General features: G+C 71.6%; 17 protein-coding genes. 9 read left to right on the forward strand and 8 right to left on the reverse strand.

Going from position 1 to position 20468, the window contains the following annotated elements; translation table 11 throughout:
* Positions 1-30 precede the first annotated feature (30 nt).
* Together SD460_RS19105 and SD460_RS19110 are read left to right on the forward strand one after the other, a co-directional pair.
* Complete coding sequence (locus SD460_RS19105; protein ID WP_290055257.1) at positions 31-1443, forward strand: LCP family protein; 1413 nt, start codon at positions 31-33, stop codon at positions 1441-1443.
* 279 nt (positions 1444-1722) lie between these two features.
* Positions 1723-2298, forward strand: a complete 576-nt coding sequence (locus SD460_RS19110; protein ID WP_290055256.1) for a hypothetical protein — start codon at positions 1723-1725, stop codon at positions 2296-2298.
* Here SD460_RS19110 and SD460_RS19115 read toward each other — a convergent pair.
* From SD460_RS19115 to SD460_RS19130, 4 genes are all read right to left on the reverse strand, one after another.
* Complete coding sequence (locus SD460_RS19115) at positions 2286-4595, reverse strand: FdhF/YdeP family oxidoreductase (RefSeq protein ID WP_318306458.1); 2310 nt, start codon at positions 4593-4595, stop codon at positions 2286-2288. The genes SD460_RS19110 and SD460_RS19115 overlap by 13 nt on opposite strands.
* A 32-nt stretch (positions 4596-4627) precedes the next feature.
* The gene (locus SD460_RS19120) at positions 4628-5929 is read right to left on the reverse strand and encodes an MFS transporter (protein WP_318306459.1); all 1302 of its coding nucleotides are present in this window, start codon (positions 5927-5929) and stop codon (positions 4628-4630) included.
* Between the two features lie 65 nt (positions 5930-5994).
* Positions 5995-6432: a MarR family winged helix-turn-helix transcriptional regulator gene (locus tag SD460_RS19125; protein WP_290055249.1), complete on the reverse strand. Its 438-nt coding sequence runs from the start codon at positions 6430-6432 to the stop codon at positions 5995-5997.
* 75 nt (positions 6433-6507) lie between these two features.
* Positions 6508-6816, reverse strand: coding sequence for a hypothetical protein (locus tag SD460_RS19130; protein WP_290055247.1), 309 nt, complete (start codon positions 6814-6816; stop codon positions 6508-6510).
* 56 nt (positions 6817-6872) lie between these two features.
* On the opposite strand from SD460_RS19130, the gene SD460_RS19135 reads away from it, so the two are divergent.
* On the forward strand, positions 6873-9494 hold the full coding sequence (locus SD460_RS19135) for a valine--tRNA ligase (protein WP_318306460.1): 2622 nt from the start codon (positions 6873-6875) through the stop codon (positions 9492-9494).
* Between the two features lie 47 nt (positions 9495-9541).
* Here the strand turns inward: SD460_RS19135 and SD460_RS19140 are convergent, their stop codons facing one another.
* Together SD460_RS19140 and SD460_RS19145 are read right to left on the reverse strand one after the other, a co-directional pair.
* Positions 9542-10402 carry an SGNH/GDSL hydrolase family protein gene (locus SD460_RS19140; RefSeq protein WP_290055243.1) on the reverse strand — a complete coding sequence of 287 codons (861 nt, stop codon included), beginning with the start codon at positions 10400-10402 and terminating at the stop codon, positions 9542-9544.
* A gap of 72 nt (positions 10403-10474) precedes the next feature.
* Complete coding sequence (locus SD460_RS19145; protein WP_290055241.1) at positions 10475-11110, reverse strand: class I SAM-dependent methyltransferase; 636 nt, start codon at positions 11108-11110, stop codon at positions 10475-10477.
* A 73-nt stretch (positions 11111-11183) separates the two neighbouring features.
* Between SD460_RS19145 and folC the strand changes: the two genes are divergently transcribed.
* Positions 11184-12839, forward strand: coding sequence for a bifunctional tetrahydrofolate synthase/dihydrofolate synthase (gene folC, locus SD460_RS19150; protein WP_290055239.1), 1656 nt, complete (start codon positions 11184-11186; stop codon positions 12837-12839).
* A gap of 35 nt (positions 12840-12874) precedes the next feature.
* A complete protein-coding gene (locus SD460_RS19155; RefSeq protein ID WP_396126838.1) occupies positions 12875-13234 on the forward strand; it encodes a DUF4233 domain-containing protein in 360 nt (119 codons plus the stop codon).
* A 4-nt stretch (positions 13235-13238) separates the two neighbouring features.
* Here the strand turns inward: SD460_RS19155 and SD460_RS19160 are convergent, their stop codons facing one another.
* Complete coding sequence (locus SD460_RS19160; RefSeq protein WP_318306461.1) at positions 13239-14132, reverse strand: SDR family oxidoreductase; 894 nt, start codon at positions 14130-14132, stop codon at positions 13239-13241.
* Between the two features lie 88 nt (positions 14133-14220).
* Here SD460_RS19160 and SD460_RS19165 point away from each other — a divergent pair, with 88 nt between their 5' ends.
* Positions 14221-14790, forward strand: coding sequence for a TetR family transcriptional regulator (locus SD460_RS19165; RefSeq protein WP_290055232.1), 570 nt, complete (start codon positions 14221-14223; stop codon positions 14788-14790).
* Between the two features lie 21 nt (positions 14791-14811).
* Here SD460_RS19165 and SD460_RS19170 read toward each other — a convergent pair whose 3' ends face one another.
* The gene (locus SD460_RS19170) at positions 14812-17160 is read right to left on the reverse strand and encodes a penicillin acylase family protein (RefSeq protein ID WP_290055230.1); all 2349 of its coding nucleotides are present in this window, start codon (positions 17158-17160) and stop codon (positions 14812-14814) included.
* 123 nt (positions 17161-17283) lie between these two features.
* On the opposite strand from SD460_RS19170, the gene SD460_RS19175 reads away from it, so the two are divergent.
* From SD460_RS19175 to SD460_RS19185, 3 genes are all read left to right on the forward strand, one after another.
* Positions 17284-18822, forward strand: a complete 1539-nt coding sequence (locus tag SD460_RS19175; protein ID WP_318306462.1) for an alkaline phosphatase D family protein — start codon at positions 17284-17286, stop codon at positions 18820-18822.
* Positions 18823-19246: 424 nt separating this feature from the next.
* Positions 19247-19657: a nucleoside-diphosphate kinase gene (ndk, locus tag SD460_RS19180; RefSeq protein WP_318306463.1), complete on the forward strand. Its 411-nt coding sequence runs from the start codon at positions 19247-19249 to the stop codon at positions 19655-19657.
* Between the two features lie 52 nt (positions 19658-19709).
* Positions 19710-20414 (forward strand): maleylpyruvate isomerase family mycothiol-dependent enzyme, encoded by a 705-nt coding sequence (locus SD460_RS19185; protein WP_290062941.1) that lies wholly within the window; start codon positions 19710-19712, stop codon positions 20412-20414.
* The last annotated feature ends 54 nt before the right edge of the window (positions 20415-20468 follow it).

Consider the following 20468-nt stretch of genomic DNA (forward strand, 5'->3'; position numbering starts at 1 on the left):
CAGCCGTCGCGCGGGACGCGTCGGTAGGGCGTGCACCCACTGGGCAAGATCGTCGTCTCCGGGCTGGCGCTGGTCGTCTTCTGCGGCACGGCGTACGGCTACGCGAACCTCCGCGCCCTCGACGAAGTCACGCGCGACAGCGTGATCGACGCCGACGGCGAGACCAGCCCGGGGGAGCAGCCCGCGGACGGCTCGCTCGACGTCCTGCTCGTCGGCCGGGACGCCCGCACCGATCCCCAGGGGAACCCGCTATCGCCGGACATGCTGCGGGAACTGCGGGTCGGTGCCAACGGCGACGACCTCACCGACACCCTGATCGTGCTGCGCATCCCGAACGGGACGAAGCAGGTGAAAGCGTTTTCCATCCCGCGCGACAGCTACGTGTCGATGCCCGGCGGCAAGGGCAAGATCAACGCCGCCTTCGGGCGCGCGAAGGCCGCCGAGGCGCGGCGGCTGCGCACCGCGGGCGAGACCGACAAGGCGAAGGTCGACCAGGGCGCCCTCACCGCCGGGCGGCGCGCGACCCGGCAGGCCGTCGAGGACCTCACCGGCGTCAAGATCGACCACTTCGCCGAGGTCAACCTGCTCAGCTTCGCCGAGATCAGCAAGGCGATCGGCGGCGTCGACGTCTGCCTCAAGGCGGCCACCCAGGACCGGAACTCGGGCGCCGACTTCCCGGCCGGGCCGCAGCGGATCTCGGGCCCGGACGCGCTCGCGTTCGTCCGGCAGCGCGACAACCTCCGGGGCGGCGACTTCGACCGCGTCCGGCGCCAGCAGGTCTTCCTCGCCGGGCTGGCGCGGCAGGTGCTGTCGGCGGGGACGCTGGGGGACCCCGGGAAGCTCTCGGACCTCATCGACGCGGTGAAGCGCTCGGTGGTGCTCGACGCGTCGTGGAACCTGCTCGACTTCGTGGCCCAGATGCGCGGGGTCAGCGGCGGCGGCATCCAGTTCGAGACGATCCCCATCGTCAACCCCGATTACCGGTACGACCCGGCGGACCGTCGCGCGACCGCGGTGCAGGTCGACCCGGATGCGGTCAAGGCGTTCGCGGCGAGCCTGATCGGCCCGGTCGCGCCGCCGGCGTCGTCGGGGCAGGCGCAGGGGCCCACCGTCGACGTCTCCAACGCGGGGCCGCGGGAAGGGCTCGCGGCGCGCGTGTCCGGCCTACTGCGCGACAAGGGGTTCACCCCCGGCGCGACCGGCAACACGGCCACGCGGCGGACGTCGCTGGTGCGCTTCGGCGCCGAGCTGGCCGACCGCGGCGCCGAGGTGGCGAAGCTGCTGGGCGGGCTGACGACGCAGGTGTCGGCGGCGGTGCCGGCCGGGCACATCGAGGTCGTGCTCGGCTCGGTGTACGCGGGCCCCGGCGCGACCGGCGGCGGGGGTGCCCCGGCGGCCGGTGACGAGCCGATCACCTCGAGCGGGGTCGTCTGCGTGAATTGACGGCGCCCGGCGCCGGATTTCGTGAAATCGCGCGAAGATTTTCCGCAAAGCCCCGCAATGGTGTTTTCCTCCGACCGGACCACGGCGAACCACGCGGGTGAGTGGTCTTGACGCTGCCTGCCTGGTGAGGCAGGGTGCGATGACCGTCGGCGGGAGCACCGCGGAACGGACCGGAAAAGATCACCGGACCGGTGGCGAACCGGAAAGTCGATTTCAAAGAATAGCGAAAGTCCGAAACCTATGCGCATCAGCGTTGCCCGCGGAGGGTGGCTCCTTCCGGTGCTCGCTTCCGCGGTTCTGTGCGCCGGGTGCCAGTCGGCGTCCGGGACCGCGCACTACCCCGAGTCGATCGACGCGTGCAAGCTGCCCGGCGCGGACACCCGCGACCGGCTGGCCCCGGGAACCGTCGAAGTCCCGCCCGACTCGATCAAGACGGCCGACGCCAAGGTGGTGCCGCAGGACCGCTCGACCGAGGGCAACGACCTCACCGGCTGCAAGCGCCTGTTCGCCCGAGACCTCGGCGGCGGGAAGCCGAACCCGCAGGACTACCGGGTCGTCACGATCGCCGTCGTGCGGTTCACCGACTCCGACACCGCCAACGCCGCCGCCCAGGCCACCCAGCTGATGACCGACGCGCTCGGCGACCACTCGGGCGTCCGGCTCGCCACCGGCGTCGGCGACGAGGCCGGGTTCTCCGAGCAGTGGGGAGCCGTGCGCTCCGGCAACGTCGTGCTGAGCCTGGCCATCGCCGACGGCGGCACGGAGGCCGCCCTCATCCCGCCGGCGACCCTCGACAACGTCCAGGCCGTGGTCACCGGCATGACCGAGACACTGCAGCGCGACTACCGCGGCTGAGGCTCGAGCCGCACCACGATCGCCTTCGACACCGGGGTGTTCGACTTGTCCGCCACCGAATCCAGCGGGACCAGCGCGTTCGCTTCGGGGAAGTACGCCGCCGCGCAGCCGCGGGCCGTCGGGTACGCCACGACGCGGAACTCCGGTGCGCGGCGGTCGCCGTCGCTCCACTCGGAGACGAGGTCCACCAGCGCGCCGTCGGCCACGCCGAGCCCGGCCAGGTCGTCGGGGTTGACGAGGACCACCCGGCGGGCGTTCTCGATGCCGCGGTAGCGGTCGGAAAGCCCGTAGATCGTGGTGTTGTACTGGTCGTGGCTGCGCATCGTCTGCAGCAGCAGCCTGCCCTCGGGCGCCCGCGGGTACTCCAGCTCCGACACCGTGAAGTTGCCCTTGCCGTTGGCGGTGCCGGTGAACTCGCGGGAGTCGCGCGGCGCGTGCGGCAGCACGAACCCGTCCGGCTCGCGCACCCGGCGGTTGTAGTCGTGGCAGCCCGGCACGACCCGCGAGATCCGGTCGCGGATCAGGTCGTAGTCGGCCTCGAACGTCCGCCACGGCACGGCGTGCCCGGCGCCGAACAGCTTCTCGGCGAGCCTGCTGACGATCGCGACCTCCGACAGCAGGTGCTCGCTGGCCGGCTCGAGGCGGCCGCGTGAGGTGTGCACCTGCGACATCGAGTCCTCGACCGTGACGAACTGCGCGCCGGTCGCCTGGACGTCTCGCTCGGTGCGCCCGAGCGTCGGCAGGATCAGCGCGGTGCGGCCGTGCACGACGTGCGACCGGTTGAGCTTGGTCGAGACGTGCACGGTCAGCGAGCACGACTCGAGCGCCTTCTCGGTGGCGTCCGTGTCCGGCGTCGCCGACGCGAAGTTGCCGCCGACGGCGAAGAAGACCTTGCCGCGGCCGTCGCGCAGCGCGCGGATCGTGTCGACGGTGTCGAGGCCGTGCTCGCGCGGGACGTCGATGCCGAACTCGGCGGCGAGGGCGTCCATGAAGGACTGCGGCATCTTCTCCCAGATGCCCATCGTCCGGTCGCCCTGGACGTTCGAGTGCCCGCGCACCGGGCACAGGCCCGCGCCCGGCTTCCCGATCATCCCGCGCACCAGCGCCAGGTTCGCGATCTCCGAGATCGTCGGCACGGCGTGCTTGTGCTGCGTCAGGCCCATCGCCCAGCAGTAGATCGTGCGCTCGGACGTGGCGATCATCCGCGCGACGCGCTCGATCTGCTCGCGCGGCAGCCCGGTGGCCTGCTCGACCTCGGGCCAGTCGATCTCCCGCAGGTGCTTCGCGTAGTCGTCGAAGCCCTCGGTGGCCTGCGCGACGAACTCGCGGTCGACGATCGTGCCCGGCGCTTCTTCGTCCCACGCGAGCAGCAGGTGCCCGACGGCCTGGAAGAGCGCCAGATCGCCGCCGAGGCGGATCTGGGCGAACTCGTCGGCCAGCGGCGTCCCCTTGCCGACGACGCCGCGGACGTTCTGCGGGTTCTTGAACCGCATCAGCCCGGCTTCGGGCAGCGGGTTCACGGCGATGACCTTCGCGCCGCGGCCCTTGGCGACTTCGAGGGCCGAGAGCATCCGCGGGTGGTTGGTGCCCGGGTTCTGCCCGACGACGACGATCAGGTCGGCCTTGTGGATGTCGGCCAGGCTCACCGAGCCCTTGCCGACGCCGGTGGTGGCCGACAGGGCCGCGCCCGAGGACTCGTGGCACATGTTGGAGCAGTCCGGCAGGTTGTTGGTGCCGAAGGAACGCACCATCAGCTGGTAGAGGAACGCGGCCTCGTTGCTGGTGCGGCCCGAGGTGTAGAAGAACGCCTCGTTCGGGTCGGTCAGCGCCTTCAGCTCGCCGGCGACGAGCTCGAACGCGTCGTCCCAGGAGATCGGTTCGTAGTGCGTCGCGCCTTCGCGAAGCACGAAGGGCTCGGTGATCCGGCCCTGCTGGCCGAGCCAGTAGTCGGTCTTGGCGCGCAGGTCCTCGATCGGGTGCTGCGCGAAGAAGTCGCGGTCCACCCGTCGTTTCGTGGCTTCCTCGGCGACGGCCTTGGCGCCGTTCTCGCAGAACTCGGCCAGCTTGCGCTTCTCGCCGTCGACCTCACGCGGTTCCGGCCACGCGCAGCCGGGGCAGTCGAAGCCTTCACGCTGGTTCAGCAGCCGCAACGCCTTGATCGTCCGGCCGGTGCCCATCTGCTCGACGCTGCGCGCGAGCGACACGGCGACACCGGGTATCCCGGCCGCCCACCCCTTCGGCTTGCCCACCTCGAGGCGGGTCTCGTCCACGTCCTGCGCCGGCGCTTCGCGAGTCATGCGTTCATCGTGCGCCTCGATCACCGCGCGCGCTAACAGGGGTCGCGCTTGAGTCCCTTGTCGGCGATCGTGACGGCGAGCAGCAGGCCGCTGATGACGACCAGCGCGATGGCCAGCCGGTGCAGTCCCGCCGAGTCCGCGTGGGGGCCGTAGCAGAGGGCGATGAGCGTCGAGGCCACGATCGCGCCGAGGTACTGGGCCGTCCGGAACAGGCCGCTCGCCGTGCCCATCTGGTCGGCGGGCGCTTCGCGGTACAGCGTCGTCTGGTTCGCGACGCTGGTCAGGCCCTGTGCGAGGCCGAACAACGCGGCCAGCGCGAGCAGCGCGCCCACCCCCGTGCCGTCGTGGACGAACAGCAGCAGCGCCGAGCCGCCGGCCAGCGCGACCGCGACGGTGATCAGCCGTGCCTTGATCCCGGACGCGCGCCCGGAGAAGGCCGCCGCGCAGACCGCCGTGGCCGACATCGGCAGCAGCATCAGCCCGGCCGCCTCCCCGGACAGCCGCCGCGTGGTTTCGAGCCATTGGACGTAGCCGAACATGACCGCGTAGATCGCCATGAAGCTCAGCGCCTGCCGCAGGTAGGTGCGCAGGATCGCCTGGTTGGCCGCGAGCATCCGCAGGTCGAGGAACGGGTGGTCGCGCCGCAGTTCGACGAGCGCGAAGGCGGCCCCGAAAGCGGCGACGACAGCGAGCAGCCAGGCCTCGGCACCCGGGTTCATCAGGAAGAACAGCAGCGCCAGCAGCGTCGCGGAGAACAGCGTGATGCCGAGCACGTCGATGCGGGTGGCGGTGTGCGCGCCGCGGTCGTCTTTCGGCACCCACGCCCAGGCCAGCACCAGCGACAGCCCGGCGAGCGGGATGTTGACGGCGAAGATCGCCGGCCAGCCGAAGAGCCCGATCAGCAGCCCGCCCAGCGTCGGGCCGATCACCATCACCGTCTGCGCGGACATCGACAGCACCGAAAGCACGCGGGCGGGTACGCCCTGGCCGCTCGCTTCGGCGTGGTGGCGCAACACGGCCATGGCGGCCGGGAAGCCGGCGCACGTGCCGAGGCCGAGCACGACCCGTACACCCGTCAGCCATTCCACGGAGAGCGGGATCATGCCGGCGATCCCGGCGACGATCACCAGCGTCGCGCCGCCCAGCAGGACGCGGCGGGCGCCGTGGCGGTCCACCAGCAGCCCGACCACCGGCTGCCCGACCGCGGTGGCGAGGTACAGCGCCGAGATCAGCCAGGCGGTCCGGCCGGGCCCGGCGCCGAAGCTCTGCCCGATCGGCACCAGCGCGACGGCGATGAGGGTGGAGTTGATCGGGTTGAGCACCGCGCCGGCCACCAGCGGGGTGACCAGGCGGGCGCCGAACTTCGCGGGTGCGGTGAGGGTGGTCGTGAGGTGCTCCTTCAGTGCTGGGCGACGCGCTGCAACAAGGGCAGAGCACGCGTGACGGTGTCGATCTCGGCGGGGGACAGCTCGTCCAGCAGCGCCTGGGCCAGCCACTCTTCGCGGTGCTGCAGGATGCCGCGCACGGTGTCGCGCCCGGCGTCGGAGAGGCTGAGCACGACGCGCCGCCGGTCGGCCGGGTCGGGGGTGCGGGCGAGGTAGCCGAGTTCGTCGAGTGCGCCGAGGGTGGCGGCTATGGACTGCTGCCGCACGTGTTCGGCGGCGGCCAGCTCGCCTTGGGTGGCCGGCCCCTCGCGGTGCAGCCGGTTGAGCACGGCGGACTGCGACGGCGTGAGGATCCCGGCGTTGTCGACCTGGCGCAGCCGCCGGTGCAGCTGCCCGACGACCCCGCGGATCCAGCCGGCGCTCTCGGCCACGTGCGGAGGTACTTCGCCCATGCACACAGTTTAACTGTTCAGTCCAGACTGTGTATCTGGGTGTGATGCACCCCGCTCCGGGGGTGACTCACGGTGCTAGGCGCTGACGCCGAAGAAGACGAACGGGTCCTCGTTGACGCCGACGCCCTGGATCTGGTGCACGATGATCGCCGCGGCGACCAGGCCGGCCACGAGGAGCAGGGCCAGCACGCCCGGCCAGCGGCTCTGCCCCGGCCGCTGGTAGCCGCCCGCGCGCTGCTCGCGCTTGCGGCGCTTCTTGAGGTCCTTCTTGGCGCCCAGCCAGGCGTCCCGCTCGGCGTACTTCTGCCAATCGGGGTTCATCAGGTCCGGGTGCGTCTCGAGGCGCCGGTCGTCCGGATCCTGCGGCTGCTGAGGCTCTGCCATCCCGAGTGCCTTCCCCCTGGGTGACCCGCCGTGACGGGTTCGTAGACTTGTCCATTGTGACCGAGAACGCTCCGCAGCAGACCACCGACCTTCCGGGTGCCTGGGACCCGGCCGCCGAGGAAGCACCGATGTACGACCGCTGGGTAGCGGCCGGGTACTTCACGGCCGACGCCTCGTCGGAGAAGCCGCCGTTCTCGATCGTACTGCCGCCGCCGAACGTGACCGGTTCGCTGCACATGGGCCACGCCCTCAACCACACCCTGATGGACGCGATGAGCCGCCGCCGTCGCATGCAGGGCTACGAGGTGCTGTGGCTGCCGGGCATGGACCACGCCGGCATCGCGACGCAGAACGTCGTCGAGCGCCAGCTGGCCGGCGAGGGGCTTTCGCGCCACGACCTGGGCCGCGAGAAGTTCGTCGAGCGCGTCTGGGAGTGGAAGGCCGAGTACGGCGGCAAGATCCTGGGCCAGATGAAGCGCCTCGGCGACGGCGTCGATTGGTCGCGCGAGCGCTTCACCATGGACGAGAACCTGTCCAAGGCCGTCCAGACGGTGTTCAAGAACTTCTTCGACGAGGGCCTGATCTACCGCGCCGAGCGGATCATCAACTGGTGCCCGCGCTGCCAGACCGCGCTGTCGGACATCGAAGTCGACCACAACGACGACGACGGCGAACTCGTGTCGATCCGCTACGGCGACGGCGGCGACGCCATCGTGGTGGCGACCACCCGCGCCGAGACGATGCTGGGCGACACCGCGGTCGCCGTCCACCCGGACGACGAGCGGTACGCGCACCTGGTCGGCACCGAGGTCGAGCTCCCGCTGACCGGCCGCCGCATCCCGATCGTGGCCGACAAGCACGTCGACCCCGAGTTCGGCACCGGCGCGGTCAAGGTGACCCCGGCGCACGACCCGAACGACTTCGAGATCGGCCGCCGCCACGACCTGCCGATGCTCACGGTGATGAACGAGAAGGCCGAGATCACGGTGCCCGGTCCGTTCCAGGGCCTCGACCGGTTCGAGGCGCGGCCCGCGGTGGTCGCGGCGCTGCGCGAGCAGGGCCGGATCGTCGCCGAGAAGCGCCCGTACGTGCACGCGGTCGGGCACTGCTCGCGCTGCGACACGGTGGTCGAGCCGCGGCTGTCGCTGCAGTGGTGGGTCAAGGTCGAGGAGCTGGCCAAGCTGGCCGGCGACGCGGTGCGCGACGGCCGCACGCAGATCCACCCGCCGGAGCTGGGCAAGCGGTACTTCGACTGGGTCGACAACATGCACGACTGGACGATTTCGCGCCAGCTGTGGTGGGGCCACCGCATCCCGGTGTACTACGGCCCGGACGGCGAAGTGGTGTGCGTCGGCCCGGACGAGCAGCCGCCGTCGGGTGACGGCTGGACGCAGGACCCGGACGTGCTGGACACGTGGTTCTCCTCGGGCCTGTGGCCGATGTCGACGCTGGGCTGGCCGTCGTCTTCCGACGACCTGGCGAAGTTCTACCCGACGAGTGTTTTGTCGACGGGCTACGACATCCTGTTCTTCTGGGTGGTCCGGATGATGATGTTCGGCGTGCACCAGATGGCCGGGAAGCAGCCGTTCGACCACGTGTACCTGCACGGCCTGATCCGCGACGCGAACGGCAAGAAGATGTCGAAGTCGCGCGGCAACGTGATCGACCCGCTGGAGTGGATGGACGCGTACGGCGCGGACGCCACCCGCTTCACCCTGGCCCGCGGCGCGAACCCGGGCGCGGACATGGCACTGGCCGACGAATGGGCGGCGGGCTCCCGCAACTTCTGCACGAAGCTGTGGAACGCCACGAAGTTCGCAATGATGAACGGGGCTTCGGTCTCTGCTCCGTTGCCTGACGCTGCTTCGCTCACTGAGTCCGACCGCTGGATCCTGGGCCGCCTGAGCGCGCTGGTGTCCGAAGTGGACGGCCTGTTCGAGGACTTCCAGTTCGCGAAGGTGGCGGGCGCGCTCTACCAGTTCACCTGGAACGAGCTGTGCGACTGGTACCTGGAGCTGGCGAAGGTCCAGCTGTACCAAGGCGATGACGCGCGGGTCGCGGCGACGCGGTCGGTCCTGGGGCACGTGCTGGACACGGTGCTGCGGCTGCTGCACCCGTTCATCCCGTTCATCACGGAGAAGCTCTGGACGGCCCTGACCGGCGGTGAGTCCCTGGTGATCGCTTCGTGGCCCACTGCTTTCGAGGGTTACGCGGACCCGGTCGCCGACGCGCGGATCGCGGACGTCCAGAAGCTGGTGACGGAGATCCGCCGCTTCCGCGCCGACCAGGGCCTGAAGCCGGGCCAGAAGGTGGCGTCCCGCCTCGCGGGCTACACGGGCGGCCACGAGGAGGCGGTCCGGTCGCTGGTGCGCCTGACTCCGCCTTCGGAGGACTTCGCGGCGAGCGCGTCCCTGGAGGTGGCCCTGACCGACGGCGTCGTGACGGTGGAGCTGGACCTCTCCGGCACGGTCGACGTGGCGGCCGAGCGCAAGCGCCTGGAGAAGGACCTCGCGGCGGCCCGGAAGGAGCTGACGCAGACGGAGGCGAAGCTGGGCAACGAGGCGTTCATCGCGAAGGCCCCGGCCCCCGTGATCGACAAGATCAAGGTCCGCAAGGAGACCGCGGCCTCGGACATCGACCGCATCACCACGCGGCTCGCGGCCCTGCCGGCTTCCTGAGCTCGCCGAGGCGGCACTTTCATAGGGAAAGTGCCGCCTCGGCCGAGCTAGCGCAGCGCCTTGAGCACGACCGCCGCGATGCCCGCCATCCCCGTCTTGAGCGGGTGGTAGGCGGCGGCCTCGAAGACGTTCTGGTCCTTGCCGTTGATCCACGCCGAACCGCCGCGCGCGCAGGCGTCGTGGCCGCGTGACGGGCCGAAGGTGTCGACGAACTCCGCTTTCCCGTCCGCGTCCGCGGCGTCGGCGAGCGTCCGGTTCAGCGCTTCCTCGACGCTGTTCAGCCACGCGTAGTCGCCGTCGGCGAACGGCAGCACGTCCGGGCAGTAGCCCTTGTCCGGCGCGATCCGCGGGTAGCCGACCAGCAGGACCCGCGCCCGCGGCGCACGCTCGTGGATCGCGGCGAGCACCGCCTCCACCCGCGGCCCGATGTTGTCGATCGCCGATGTCACGGAGCCGTCGAAGTGCCGCTCGCACGGGTTGCCGGTCGGGTCGCTCGCCCGCAGGCCGGGGCACGTCGAGGTCAGGCTGCTGAACACGCCGTAGTCGTTGCCGCCGATGCCGAGCGTGACCAGGTCGGTGTCGATCCGCAGCGCGCCGAGCTGCGGCGGGTTGGTGCCGTTGAACGGCACGCCCTGCGGCCGCGTCATGTTCGTGGTGTCCGCGCCGGCGCAGCTGACGTCGGTGAACCGGCCGGCCCGCAGTGCCGCGGCCAGCACCGACGGGTAGTTCGCGGTGGACCGCCCGCAGCCGAGCGGGTCGAGCCGCTGGACCGGGACGAACGGCCCGGAGGTGTAGGAGTCGCCGAGGGCGACGTAGCTGCCGATGGGTGCCGCGGACGCGGCGGTGGCCGGCACCGGCAGGAGGATGGCTGCCGAAAAGACGACGGCGAGCAGCCGGGTGATGCGCATGAAGACCCCGTTCTGTTCTGCGGAACGCTCCCTTCCACATCTAGCGAGCGCCGGTCCGCCGGGGTGGGGACTTCACCCGCCAGTCGGGTCACCCTCGCCGTGCTCACGGTAAGTGATCAGCGTGCGCCAGAAGAACAGCACGCGGACGGTGCTCCCTGGCAGCAGCCGGGCCGCCTCGCGGCGCACCTCGGCCAGCGTCGGGTAGTCGTCGACCACCGGGGCCTTCGGGCCGTCTTCCGCGCCGCCGTTCAGCCGCTCGCCGGCGTAGACGACCAGCCGGGCGAGCGCGTTGACCGGCACCGCCGCGATCGCCCGCACCCAGTCCGGCAGCGTGCTCGGCCGCGCCAGGGCGAGCACCACGAGCACCCCGCCGGGCACGAGCGCGCGCCGCAGCTTGGCGAGCGTCTCGAACGGCAGGTGGTGCAGGGACGCCAGGCAGGAGATGTAGTCGTAGTGCGCCTCGGGCAGGGCGTCGGTGGTGACGTCGGCCTGCCGGTAGACGATCTCGCCGGGCCCGGGCGAACCGAGCCCCGCCGCCGCTTCGACCATCGCCGCCGAGACGTCGATCGCCTCCACCGCCATCCCGGTCGCGGCCAGCCGCCGCGCGAACCGGCCGGTGCCGCACCCGACGTCCAGCGCGAGGCCCGGTCCCGGTGGCAGTAGGTCCAGCAGGAGCGGGTGGTAGTGGTCGTTGTGGTTGAACGGCATGCGTCGAGAGTGCCATCCGCCACGCACGTAGACTCGGAAGGCAAGTGCGAAACCCCAGGCCGGAGGAGAGTCAGTGCCGCAGGATGAGACAGGTCGGAAGCCGGACCTGTCGGATCTGGACAGCTTCGCGGGCGTCGACGAACTGGGGACGTCGGGGTACGAGGAGTCCGACGACCACGACCCCGAGCTGGACGTCCGCGACACCGCGTTCGAGGCCGGCGGCGGTGCGCGCGGTGGCATCGGCGGCGTCGGCCAGCTGGGCGACAACCTCGCCACCGGCCCGGTGCCCGACCTGACCGTGCCCGAGGACGCCGAGCTGCACGAGCTCGACGACCAGGGCGCACCCGAGGTCTACGGCAGCCCGGACGGCCCCGAAGCCCGCCGCGAGCTGATGGCCGTCGAGGCCGAGCTGAACCAGCGCTGGCCGGAGACGAAGATCGAGCCGTCGCTGACCCGGATCTCCGCGCTGACGCAGCTGCTGGGCGAGCCGAACAAGGGCTACCCGGTGCTGCACGTCGCCGGCACGAACGGCAAGGGCTCCACGGCCCGGATGATCGACGCGCTGCTGACCCGGATGGGCCTGCGCGTCGGCCGCTACACGAGCCCCCACCTGCAGCTGGTCACCGAGCGGATCGCGCTCGACGGCCACCCGATCTCCGCGGCGCGCTACGCCGAGCTGTGGCACGACATCGCGCCGTACGTCGCCATGGTGGACGGTGCCGCCGCGGACGGCGTCGCGATGACCAAGTTCGAGATCCTCACCGGGATGGCGTTCGCCGCCTTCGCCGACGCGCCGGTCGAGGCCGCCGTGCTCGAAGCGGGCCTCGGCGGCGCCTGGGACGCCACGAACGTCGCCGACGCCGACGTCGCCGTCATCACCCCGATCGGGCTCGACCACGTCGAGTACCTGGGGCCCGACGCGGTCAGCGCAGCGCGCGAAAAGGCGGGCATCATCAAGCCCGGCTCGGTCGCCGTCATCGCCGAGCAGGACGCCGAGGTGCAGAAGGTGCTGCTGGAACGCGCCGTCGAGGTCGACGCGGCGGTCGCGCGGGCCGGCAGCGAGTTCGGCGTGCTGGAGCGCGAAGTCGCCGTGGGCGGGCAGCTGCTGAAGCTGCAGGGCCTCGGCGGCGTGTACGACGACATCTTCCTGCCGCTGCACGGCGCCCACCAGGCCGCGAACGCCGCGCTCGCGCTGGCCGCGGTCGAGGCGTTCTTCGGCGCGGGCAAGGACAAGCAGCTGGTAATCGAGGCCGTGCGCGAGGCGTTCGCCGAGGTCGAGACCCCGGGACGGCTGGAGCGGGTCCGCGCGGCCCCCGCGGTCATGATCGACGCGGCCCACAACCCGCACGGCGCCCGCGCGCTCGCGGCGACCGTCGCCGAGGAGTTCGCCTTCCGCCGCCTGGTCGCGGTGGTCGGCGTGATGGCCGAAAAGGACGCGCACGGCATCCTCGACGCGCTCGAGCCGGTGGTCTCGGACATCGTCGTCACGCGCAACTCCTCGCCCCGCTCGATGCCGCTGGACGAGCTCAACCAGCTGGCGATCTCGGTGTTCGGCGAGGACCGGGTGGTCGCCGAGACCGACCTGGAGACGGCGATCGAGACGGCGATCGCGCTGGTGGAGGCCGGCGACGACCCCGAGGAGCCGCTCGCGGGCGGTGGCGTGCTCGTCACCGGCTCGGTGGTCACCGCGGGCGAAACGCGGACGCTGTTCGGGAAGGAGCCGGCGTGAGCGAGCCGACCGAAGCCCCCAAGCCGAAGGACCCGATGAAGGGCTTCCGCGGCGTGATGTCGGGCACCCTGATCATGGAGGGCATCACGGTCGCCCTCGCGCTCCCGGTGGTGAACAAGCTCGGCGGCGGGATCAGCACCGGCGTCGGCTGGACCGTCATCGCGGTGGCCGTCCTGCTGGTCGTGACCTGCGGGTTCGTCAAGCGCCCGTGGGCCGTGCCGCTGATCCTCGCGCTGCAGGTGGTGCTGATCGCGCTGGTGTTCTGGCTGCCCGCGATCACCGTGCTCGGCGTCATCTTCCTGGCGATCTGGCTGTGGCTGCTGTGGCTGCGCAAGGACGTCGCCCGCCGGATGGCGGCCGGCACCCTGGCGAGCCAGCAGCAGCCCCAGGCCTGACGTCCTACAGGTAGTCGCCGTCCGCCACGTCGTCGAGCAGCGTCGGATGGCGGGGTGACCAGCCGAGCAGCTCCCGGGTGAACGCGCTGGAGACGGGCGCGTCGGTGCCGTAGGCCCGGGCGATGAACGGGCTGGCGAAGTGCCCGGCGGCTTCCTCCGGGGTCAGCGAAACCGCCGGCACGCCGAGGCCGCGCCCGATCGTCTCCGCGATGCGCCGGAACGGCACGTTCTCCGCGGTCGCGTGCAGCACGCTCCCGGCCGGCGCGCCCTCCAGGGTCAGGCGGAAGACGACGGCCGCGTCGAGCCGGTGCACCGCGGGCCAGCGGTTGGCGCCGTCGCCGACGTAGGCCGACTGCCCGGTCTTGCGCGCGGTGTCCACGAGCCAGGCGATGAAGCCGTGGTCACCGGGACCGTGGACGGTCGGCGCGAGCCGGACGACGCTCGCCCGCACGCCACGCCCGGCGAAGTCCAGGCAGGCCCGCTCGCCCGCGATCCGGAAGGCGGCCAGCCCGGCCGCGTCGGGCTCGTCCCGCTCGGTGCTTTCCCGGCCGGCGGGCATGACCAGCGTGCCGGACGTGCTGACGAACGGCCGGCCCGAACCCACCAGGACCGCGCCGAGCGCCTCGATCGCGGTCCGGTCGCGGCGGGTCATGTCCTCGAGGTCGGTGAAGTCGCCCCCGAAAGCCATGTGCAGCACCGCGTCGGCGGCTTCGGCGCCGGTCCGCAGGCTGTCGAGGTCCTCCAGTGAGCCCCGGTGCGGGGTGGCGCCCAGCGACTCCAGCCGGGCGGCGGAGGCGTCGGAGCGCGCGAGGCCGGTGACGGTGTGGCCGGCCGCGATCAGCTCGGTGACGACGGCGGGTCCGGTGAGGCCGGAACCACCGGTGACGAAGACGTGCATGAAGGCATCTCCCGGTTGGTGACAGTGACTGACGCTACGAACTCTACCTCGTAGTGTCAGCGACTGTCGCTACAGGTAAGCTGACGAGGTGCCCCGGAGTGGAGAAGAAGCGCGTCGCCGCCTGCAGCAGGCCGCGCTCGAGCTGTACCGGGAACGCGGGTTCGACCAGACCACCACGGCCGAGATCGCCGCGCGGGCCGGCGTCACCGAGCGCACGTTCTTCCGGCACTTCCCGGACAAGCGCGAAGTGCTCTTCGACGGCGAAGCCACCCTTCGGGCGGACCTGACGGCTTCGGTGACCGCGGCGCCCGACGGGCTGCCGCCGCTCGAAGTCCTGATCCGCGCGTTCCGGAAGGCCGGGCGGATCATCGAGGGCAACCGGCCGTTCGCCGAACCGCGGCTCGCGGTCATCGCGGCGACCCCGGCGTTGCGGGAGCGCGATCTGGCCAAGGCCGCGGCGATGAGCGACGCACTGGCGGCGGCGCTGCGCGCGCGGGGCGTCGCCGACCGGACGGCCGCGCTGGCCGCGCACGTCGGCTGGCTCACCTTCCACCACGCGGCCGGAGCGTGGATCGAGGAATCCGCGCGCGGCCTGGACGAGCACCTCGACGAGGCCTTCGCCGACCTGCGCGCGCTGGCGGCGGAGACGGGCGGCTGAGCGCCCGCCTCCGCCGGGGACTCAGCGCAGCACGACGATCCGCAGCGCGGGGGAGCGCAGGATGTCCGCCTCGCAGAAGCGGCCCTTGACCCACTCGCCGCGGCTGTAGAGCTTCGTCTGGTCGCTGAAGTACGGCGACTTCGGGTTCGACGACTGCGAGTACGTGAGCAACGTCGACGAGTCCGGGCACCCGTGCCCGCTGAACCCGACCACCTGGACGTAGCTCGACCCGTGCGCCACCTCGGCGTTGCCGCGCGCCGGGTCCCACACCGGCGTCATCACGTTCAGCACGCCGAGGAAGCCCTGCGCGCCGTGGATCGGGATGCGTTCGCCGTTGCGGGTGACGGCCTGGCCGTCCCGCAGCTTCGCGTCCGGCGGGAGCCCGGCCGTGCGCAGCTCGACGAGCGCGTCGCCGAACGCCTTCCGCACGGCGGCATCGGTGACGTTGAGCGTGTTCGGCGTCGTCAGCGGAGCCTTCGCGTCGAACGGCACCACGAACCGGTCCACGGTGCCGAGCCGGGCGGCGAACCGCTGGAACAGCAGCGAACCGCGGGTGTCCAGGGTGTAGGTGTGGTCCCAGCTCGCCAGCGCGGCGCACGCCGCCCCGACGGGCACCGGGCCGGACGACGACGGCGCCTGCCCGTCCGGGAAGGACACGCACAGCTTCGCCAGGTCCGCTGCCGTGAGGTCGGCGAACAGGCTGTGGTCGGCGAAGAGCATCTTTTTCATCGACTCGGTCGTGAAGCCGCCCTTTTCCGCGGTCAGCAACGCCTCCCGGGTGCGCGGCGAGCGTTCGGTGCCGAGATCGCCGACGATGTGCGGGTAGCCCGTGATCGGTGCTTTCGCGTTGGCGAGCCAGGCGCTGTCGTTGGCGTTCAGCTCGTAGTCACGGCGTTGCTGCTGCGGCAGCCGCGACGGCGCGAAGATGCCCGGCTCGATCGCGCCGGGGTCCGAACCCCACTGGCACGCCGACTTCGAACCGTCCAAAATGGCCAGTCCGACCTGATCGAACGTCCCCTGCCCCAACGGGGTGCTGCACGCCTTCGCGTGTTCGTCGGTGACGTGCGGGACCACCTGGATGTCGGCGTAGAGCGCGTTGCCGGCCCGGTCGGTGGCGATGGTGTTGACCCACGGGACGCCCTGGGTGCGGCTCAGCGCGCGGACGACGTCGGCCGTGCTGCGGGACTGGTCGAGCTCGAACCACGTGTTCAGCCCGCGCAGGTTCGTCGCGTTCGCGTCGCGCACCGCGTACGCCGATTTCGCCGTCCACGGCAGCGGGATGCCCTGGAAGTCGCCCAGCACCGGCCCGTACCGCGTCGACCAGAACGTCCGGCTGACCGGCGTCACCGAGCCGTCGGCTTGGCGCACCTGGACCGTGACGCCGGCCGACGTCATCTTCTCGGGCTTGCCGTCGACGAGGTACGTGGTCGGATCGCCCGTTTGCAGCGGGACTTCGAAGAGCCCGAACGTGACCGGTGTGGACACCGTGTGCGTCCAGGCCGCGTCGGCGGTGTGCCCGATCTGGACGAAGGGCATGCCGAGCAGGCTCGCGCCGGCAACGTCGAACCGGCCCGGGATGGTCAGCTGGCTCTGCCAGAACCGGCGCCCGGCCTGCCACGGGTAGTGCGGGTTGCCGAGCAGCACGCTGCCCCGCCCCGACGCGGTGGAGTCCGCGCCGATCGCGATGCCGTTGCTGCCCAGCCCACTCCCGCCGAGCGCCTGCCGGACCTGGGCCGACAGCTGCCCGGCCGTGCCCGGGGCCGGCGTCGGCCCGGACGGCGGTGCGGTGAACAGGCTTTCGGTGACCACGCCCTGGCCTCCGGTGATCGCGATGGCGTAGAAGTGCCGGTAGAAGTCCTGCTCGGTGATCGGCCGGACCCAGTCCGCGCCGCGGCAGGCCGGGTCGGAGATGCCGGACCGGCCGGTGCGCGCCAGGTAGGCGTTGAAGCCCTTCACGTAGCCGGAAACGATCTGCCGGACCTCGGGCTGCGGTCCCTGCGGCGCGGGCTGCGCGGCCAGCCGGTCGACGATCCCCGAATCGTTGATGCGCTGGAAGAACAGGTCGCTGTGCAGGTTGTTCCCGGCCTCGGACAGCGACGGGTAGCCGTCCCCGTCCGGGCCGAGGTACTTCGACCGCTGCGCGCTCACCGTCAGGTAGATGTTCGCGAGCTCGCAGACGTTGTCGGTCGCCGCCGCGAAGCCGTACCCGTAGCCCAGCCCGGTGAAGTCCCGGGCGACGATGTGCGGGATCCCGTGTTCGGTGTAGCGGAGGACGGCTTTTTCCTGGCCCGCTTCCGCGATGCCGGTCCCCAGTGTGGTGACGGCGAGCGCGGTCGTCAGCATCGCCAGGGTTTTCCTGAATGGACTCATCTGACCCCCTTGTCGTGATCGCCACGCTACCGACGGCGAGCACCTCCGGGGATGGGGGAAACCCCCGATATCCGTTCACCCGCACGCCATCCCGCGTTGGCCGGGGCGGGATAGAAACCGCGCATGACCCACCACTCCCGCCGTACGTTGCTCAAGGCCGGCCTGACCGGCGCCGCCGCCACGCTCGTGCTGCCTTCGACGGCTTTCGCCGCGGTCCCGCTCGTCCGCCGCGACCGCCCCGTGCTCACCCACGGCGTCCAGTCCGGCGACGTCACCCCCGGCTCGGCGATCGTCTGGTCGCGCGCGGACCGCCCGTCGCGGCTCGCCGTCGAGATCGCGCGCGACCCGTCGTTCCGGCACGCCCGCCGCGTGCCGGGCCCCCTCGCCGGGCCGGCCACCGGCGGCACCGGGCAGGTCCGCGTCGCCGCCCTGCAGCCGGGCACGGAGTACCACTACCGCGTGACGGCGGAGTCCCTGGACGGGCGCGCCACGAGCGAGCCGCTGACCGGCCGCTTCGCCACGGCCCCGCTCGGCCGCCGCGACACCCGGATCGTCTGGTCCGGCGACGTCGTCGGCCAGAACTGGGGCATCAACCCCGAACTGGGCGGGATGACGATCTTCTCGGCAATGGCCGCCCGGCACCCCGACCTGTTCCTGCACAGCGGCGACACGGTGTACGCCGACGGCCCGCTTACCGAAACCGTGGCCCTGCCCGGCGGCCGGACCTGGCGCAACGTCGTCACGGCGGAGAAGTCGAAGGTCGCGGAGACGCTGGACGAGTTCCGCGGCCAGCACGCGTACAACCGGCTCGACGAGAACTTCCGCCGGTTCGCCGCGCAGGTTCCCAGTTATGTCCAATGGGACGACCACGAGGTCTCGAACAACTGGTACCCGGGCGAGATCCTCGACAACCCGGCCTACACCGAGAAGCGCACCGACGTCCTCGCACCGCGGGCGTACCAGGCGTTCCACGAATGGCATCCGATCGACTCCCGCCGGGCCGTCGACGGCCGCGTCTACCGCAGCTTCACCTACGGCTCGCGCGTCGAGGTCTTCGTGCTGGACATGCGGACCTACCGCAACGCGAACACCGCGGACCAGACCAAGCCCGGCTACATCCTGGGCGACCGGCAGGCCCGCTGGCTGGCCGACGCGCTCGGCCGCAGCACGGCGACGTGGAAGATCGTCCAGGCGGACATGCCGCTCGGCCTGGTCGTCCCGGACGGGAAGGACATCGAAGCGGTGGCGAACAACCTGCCGGGCGCGCCGGGCGGGCGCGAGACCGAGCTGGCGTGGGTGCTGCGCGAGATCCAGCGCCGCCGTGTCCGCAACGTCGTCTGGCTGACCGCGGACGTCCACTACACCGCGGCGCACCACTATTCACCCGACCGCGCGGCCTTCCAGGACTTCGACCCGTTCTGGGAGTTCGTGTCCGGACCGCTCAACGCGGGCGCGTTCGGCCCCAACCAGCTGGACCCGACGTTCGGCCCGCAGGCGGTGTTCGTGCACGCCCCACCGACCGCGAACACGGCCCCGATCGACGGCTTCCAGCACTTCGGCGAGCTGAACGTCGACGGCGTGAGTGGTGATCTGACGGTGGACCTGCGCGATGCCACGGGAGCTTCGCTGTGGTCCAAGAAGCTGCACCCGCAGGGCCGCTGATCGGCTCGGTTCGACTCCCGCGGATGTCTTGAATGAGTCATTCAGGACCTCCGGCGTCCTGAATGACTCATTCAAGACAGCGGACCCGGCCGGTCGGGGTGTGGTCCGGTACCCCGGGCCGGTCCCGCCGCTCGCGGTGTCCTGAAGGGGACTTTGCTGTCATCACATGACAGGAAAGTCCCCTTCAGCACGCCACATGCCGGCAACGTCCCCTTCAGCACAGCGGGACCTACGACTTGGCGGATGCCCGTCGCCGGACACGATGAAAGGGTCTTTCACGACTTTCGGACCCGTGATCTCGGCCCGGCCCACCAGCTCGCCGGAGGTCGCGAATGACTCATTCGCGACCTCCGCCCCGGCCGTTCACCGGGTCCGGCTACGCTCACGCGCACCGACCCAAACCGCAACAAGGAGAAACACCGTCGTGACTGAACGCACGCTGGTCCTGGTCAAGCCCGATGGCGTCGCGCGCGGCCTCGTCGGCGAGGTCATCTCGCGGATCGAGCGCAAGGGCCTCAAGCTCGCCGCCGTCGAACTTCGGACCGTGCCGCAGGCGCTGGCCGAGGAGCACTACGCCGAGCACAAGGAGCGTTCGTTCTTCGGCGAGCTGCTGGAGTTCATCACCTCGGGCCCGGTCGTCGCGCTCGCCGTCGAAGGCCCGCGCGCGATCCCCGCGTTCCGGCAGCTGGCCGGCGGCACCGACCCGGTCGAGAAGGCCACCCCGGGCACCATCCGCGGCGACTTCGCGCTGGAGACCCAGTACAACCTGGTGCACGGCTCGGACTCGCCGGAGTCGGCCGAGCGCGAGCTGAAGCTCTGGTTCCCCGACCTGTGATCGACCCCGGGGCCACGCGCGAGCGTGGCCCCGGCACCCGCCCGGAGCGCCGATGACCACGATGCCGTTGCCCGCCCGCGACTACCTGCCCGTGCTGCGGGAGCTGACGGGCGCGTTCGCCGACGCCCTGCGCACCGGCGACCCGGCCGCGAAGGTGCCCGACTGCGGTGACTGGACGCTCGCCGACCTCGGCGCGCACCTCGGGAGCATCCACCGCTGGGTCGCCGCCGTCGTCCGGACGGGCGAACCCCAGCCCGACGACTTCGAAGCCGGCGCCGATCTGCCGTCCTGGTACGCCGAAAGCGCGCGGCTCCTGCTCGACACGCTCGAAGCGGCCGAACCGGGGGACCGCTGCTGGCACTTCGGCGGCACGGAAAAGACGAAGGCGTTCTGGTTCCGCCGCCAGGTGCACGAGACCGCCGTCCACCTCTTCGACGCCGGGAGTGCGCACGTCCTCGACCCGGCGATCGCCGCGGACGGCGTCGACGAGGTCCTCGGCGCGATGCTGCCCCGTGTCACGCGCTGGCACCCCGTGCCCGTGCTCCCGGGCCCGGTCTCTCTGCGCGCCACCGACACCGGCGACGTCTGGACCGTGCACCCCGGCGAACCGCCCGCGCTCGGCCCGGCCGCCGACGGCGCGACCGTCGAAGCGCCGGCCCGCGATCTCCTGCTGCGGCTGTGGAAGCGCACCGGACCTGCGCCGCGGACGACCGGCGACGCCGCGGCCGCGCTGCTCGCCGCGCCCCTCACGCCGTGATGGTGTTCTAGACCATTCAGGCGGCGTTCACCGGGAAGTCTTCCGTCGGCCGTG

Source organism: Amycolatopsis solani, from assembly GCF_033441515.1.
GTDB classification, from domain to species: Bacteria; Actinomycetota; Actinomycetes; order Mycobacteriales; family Pseudonocardiaceae; genus Amycolatopsis; species Amycolatopsis solani.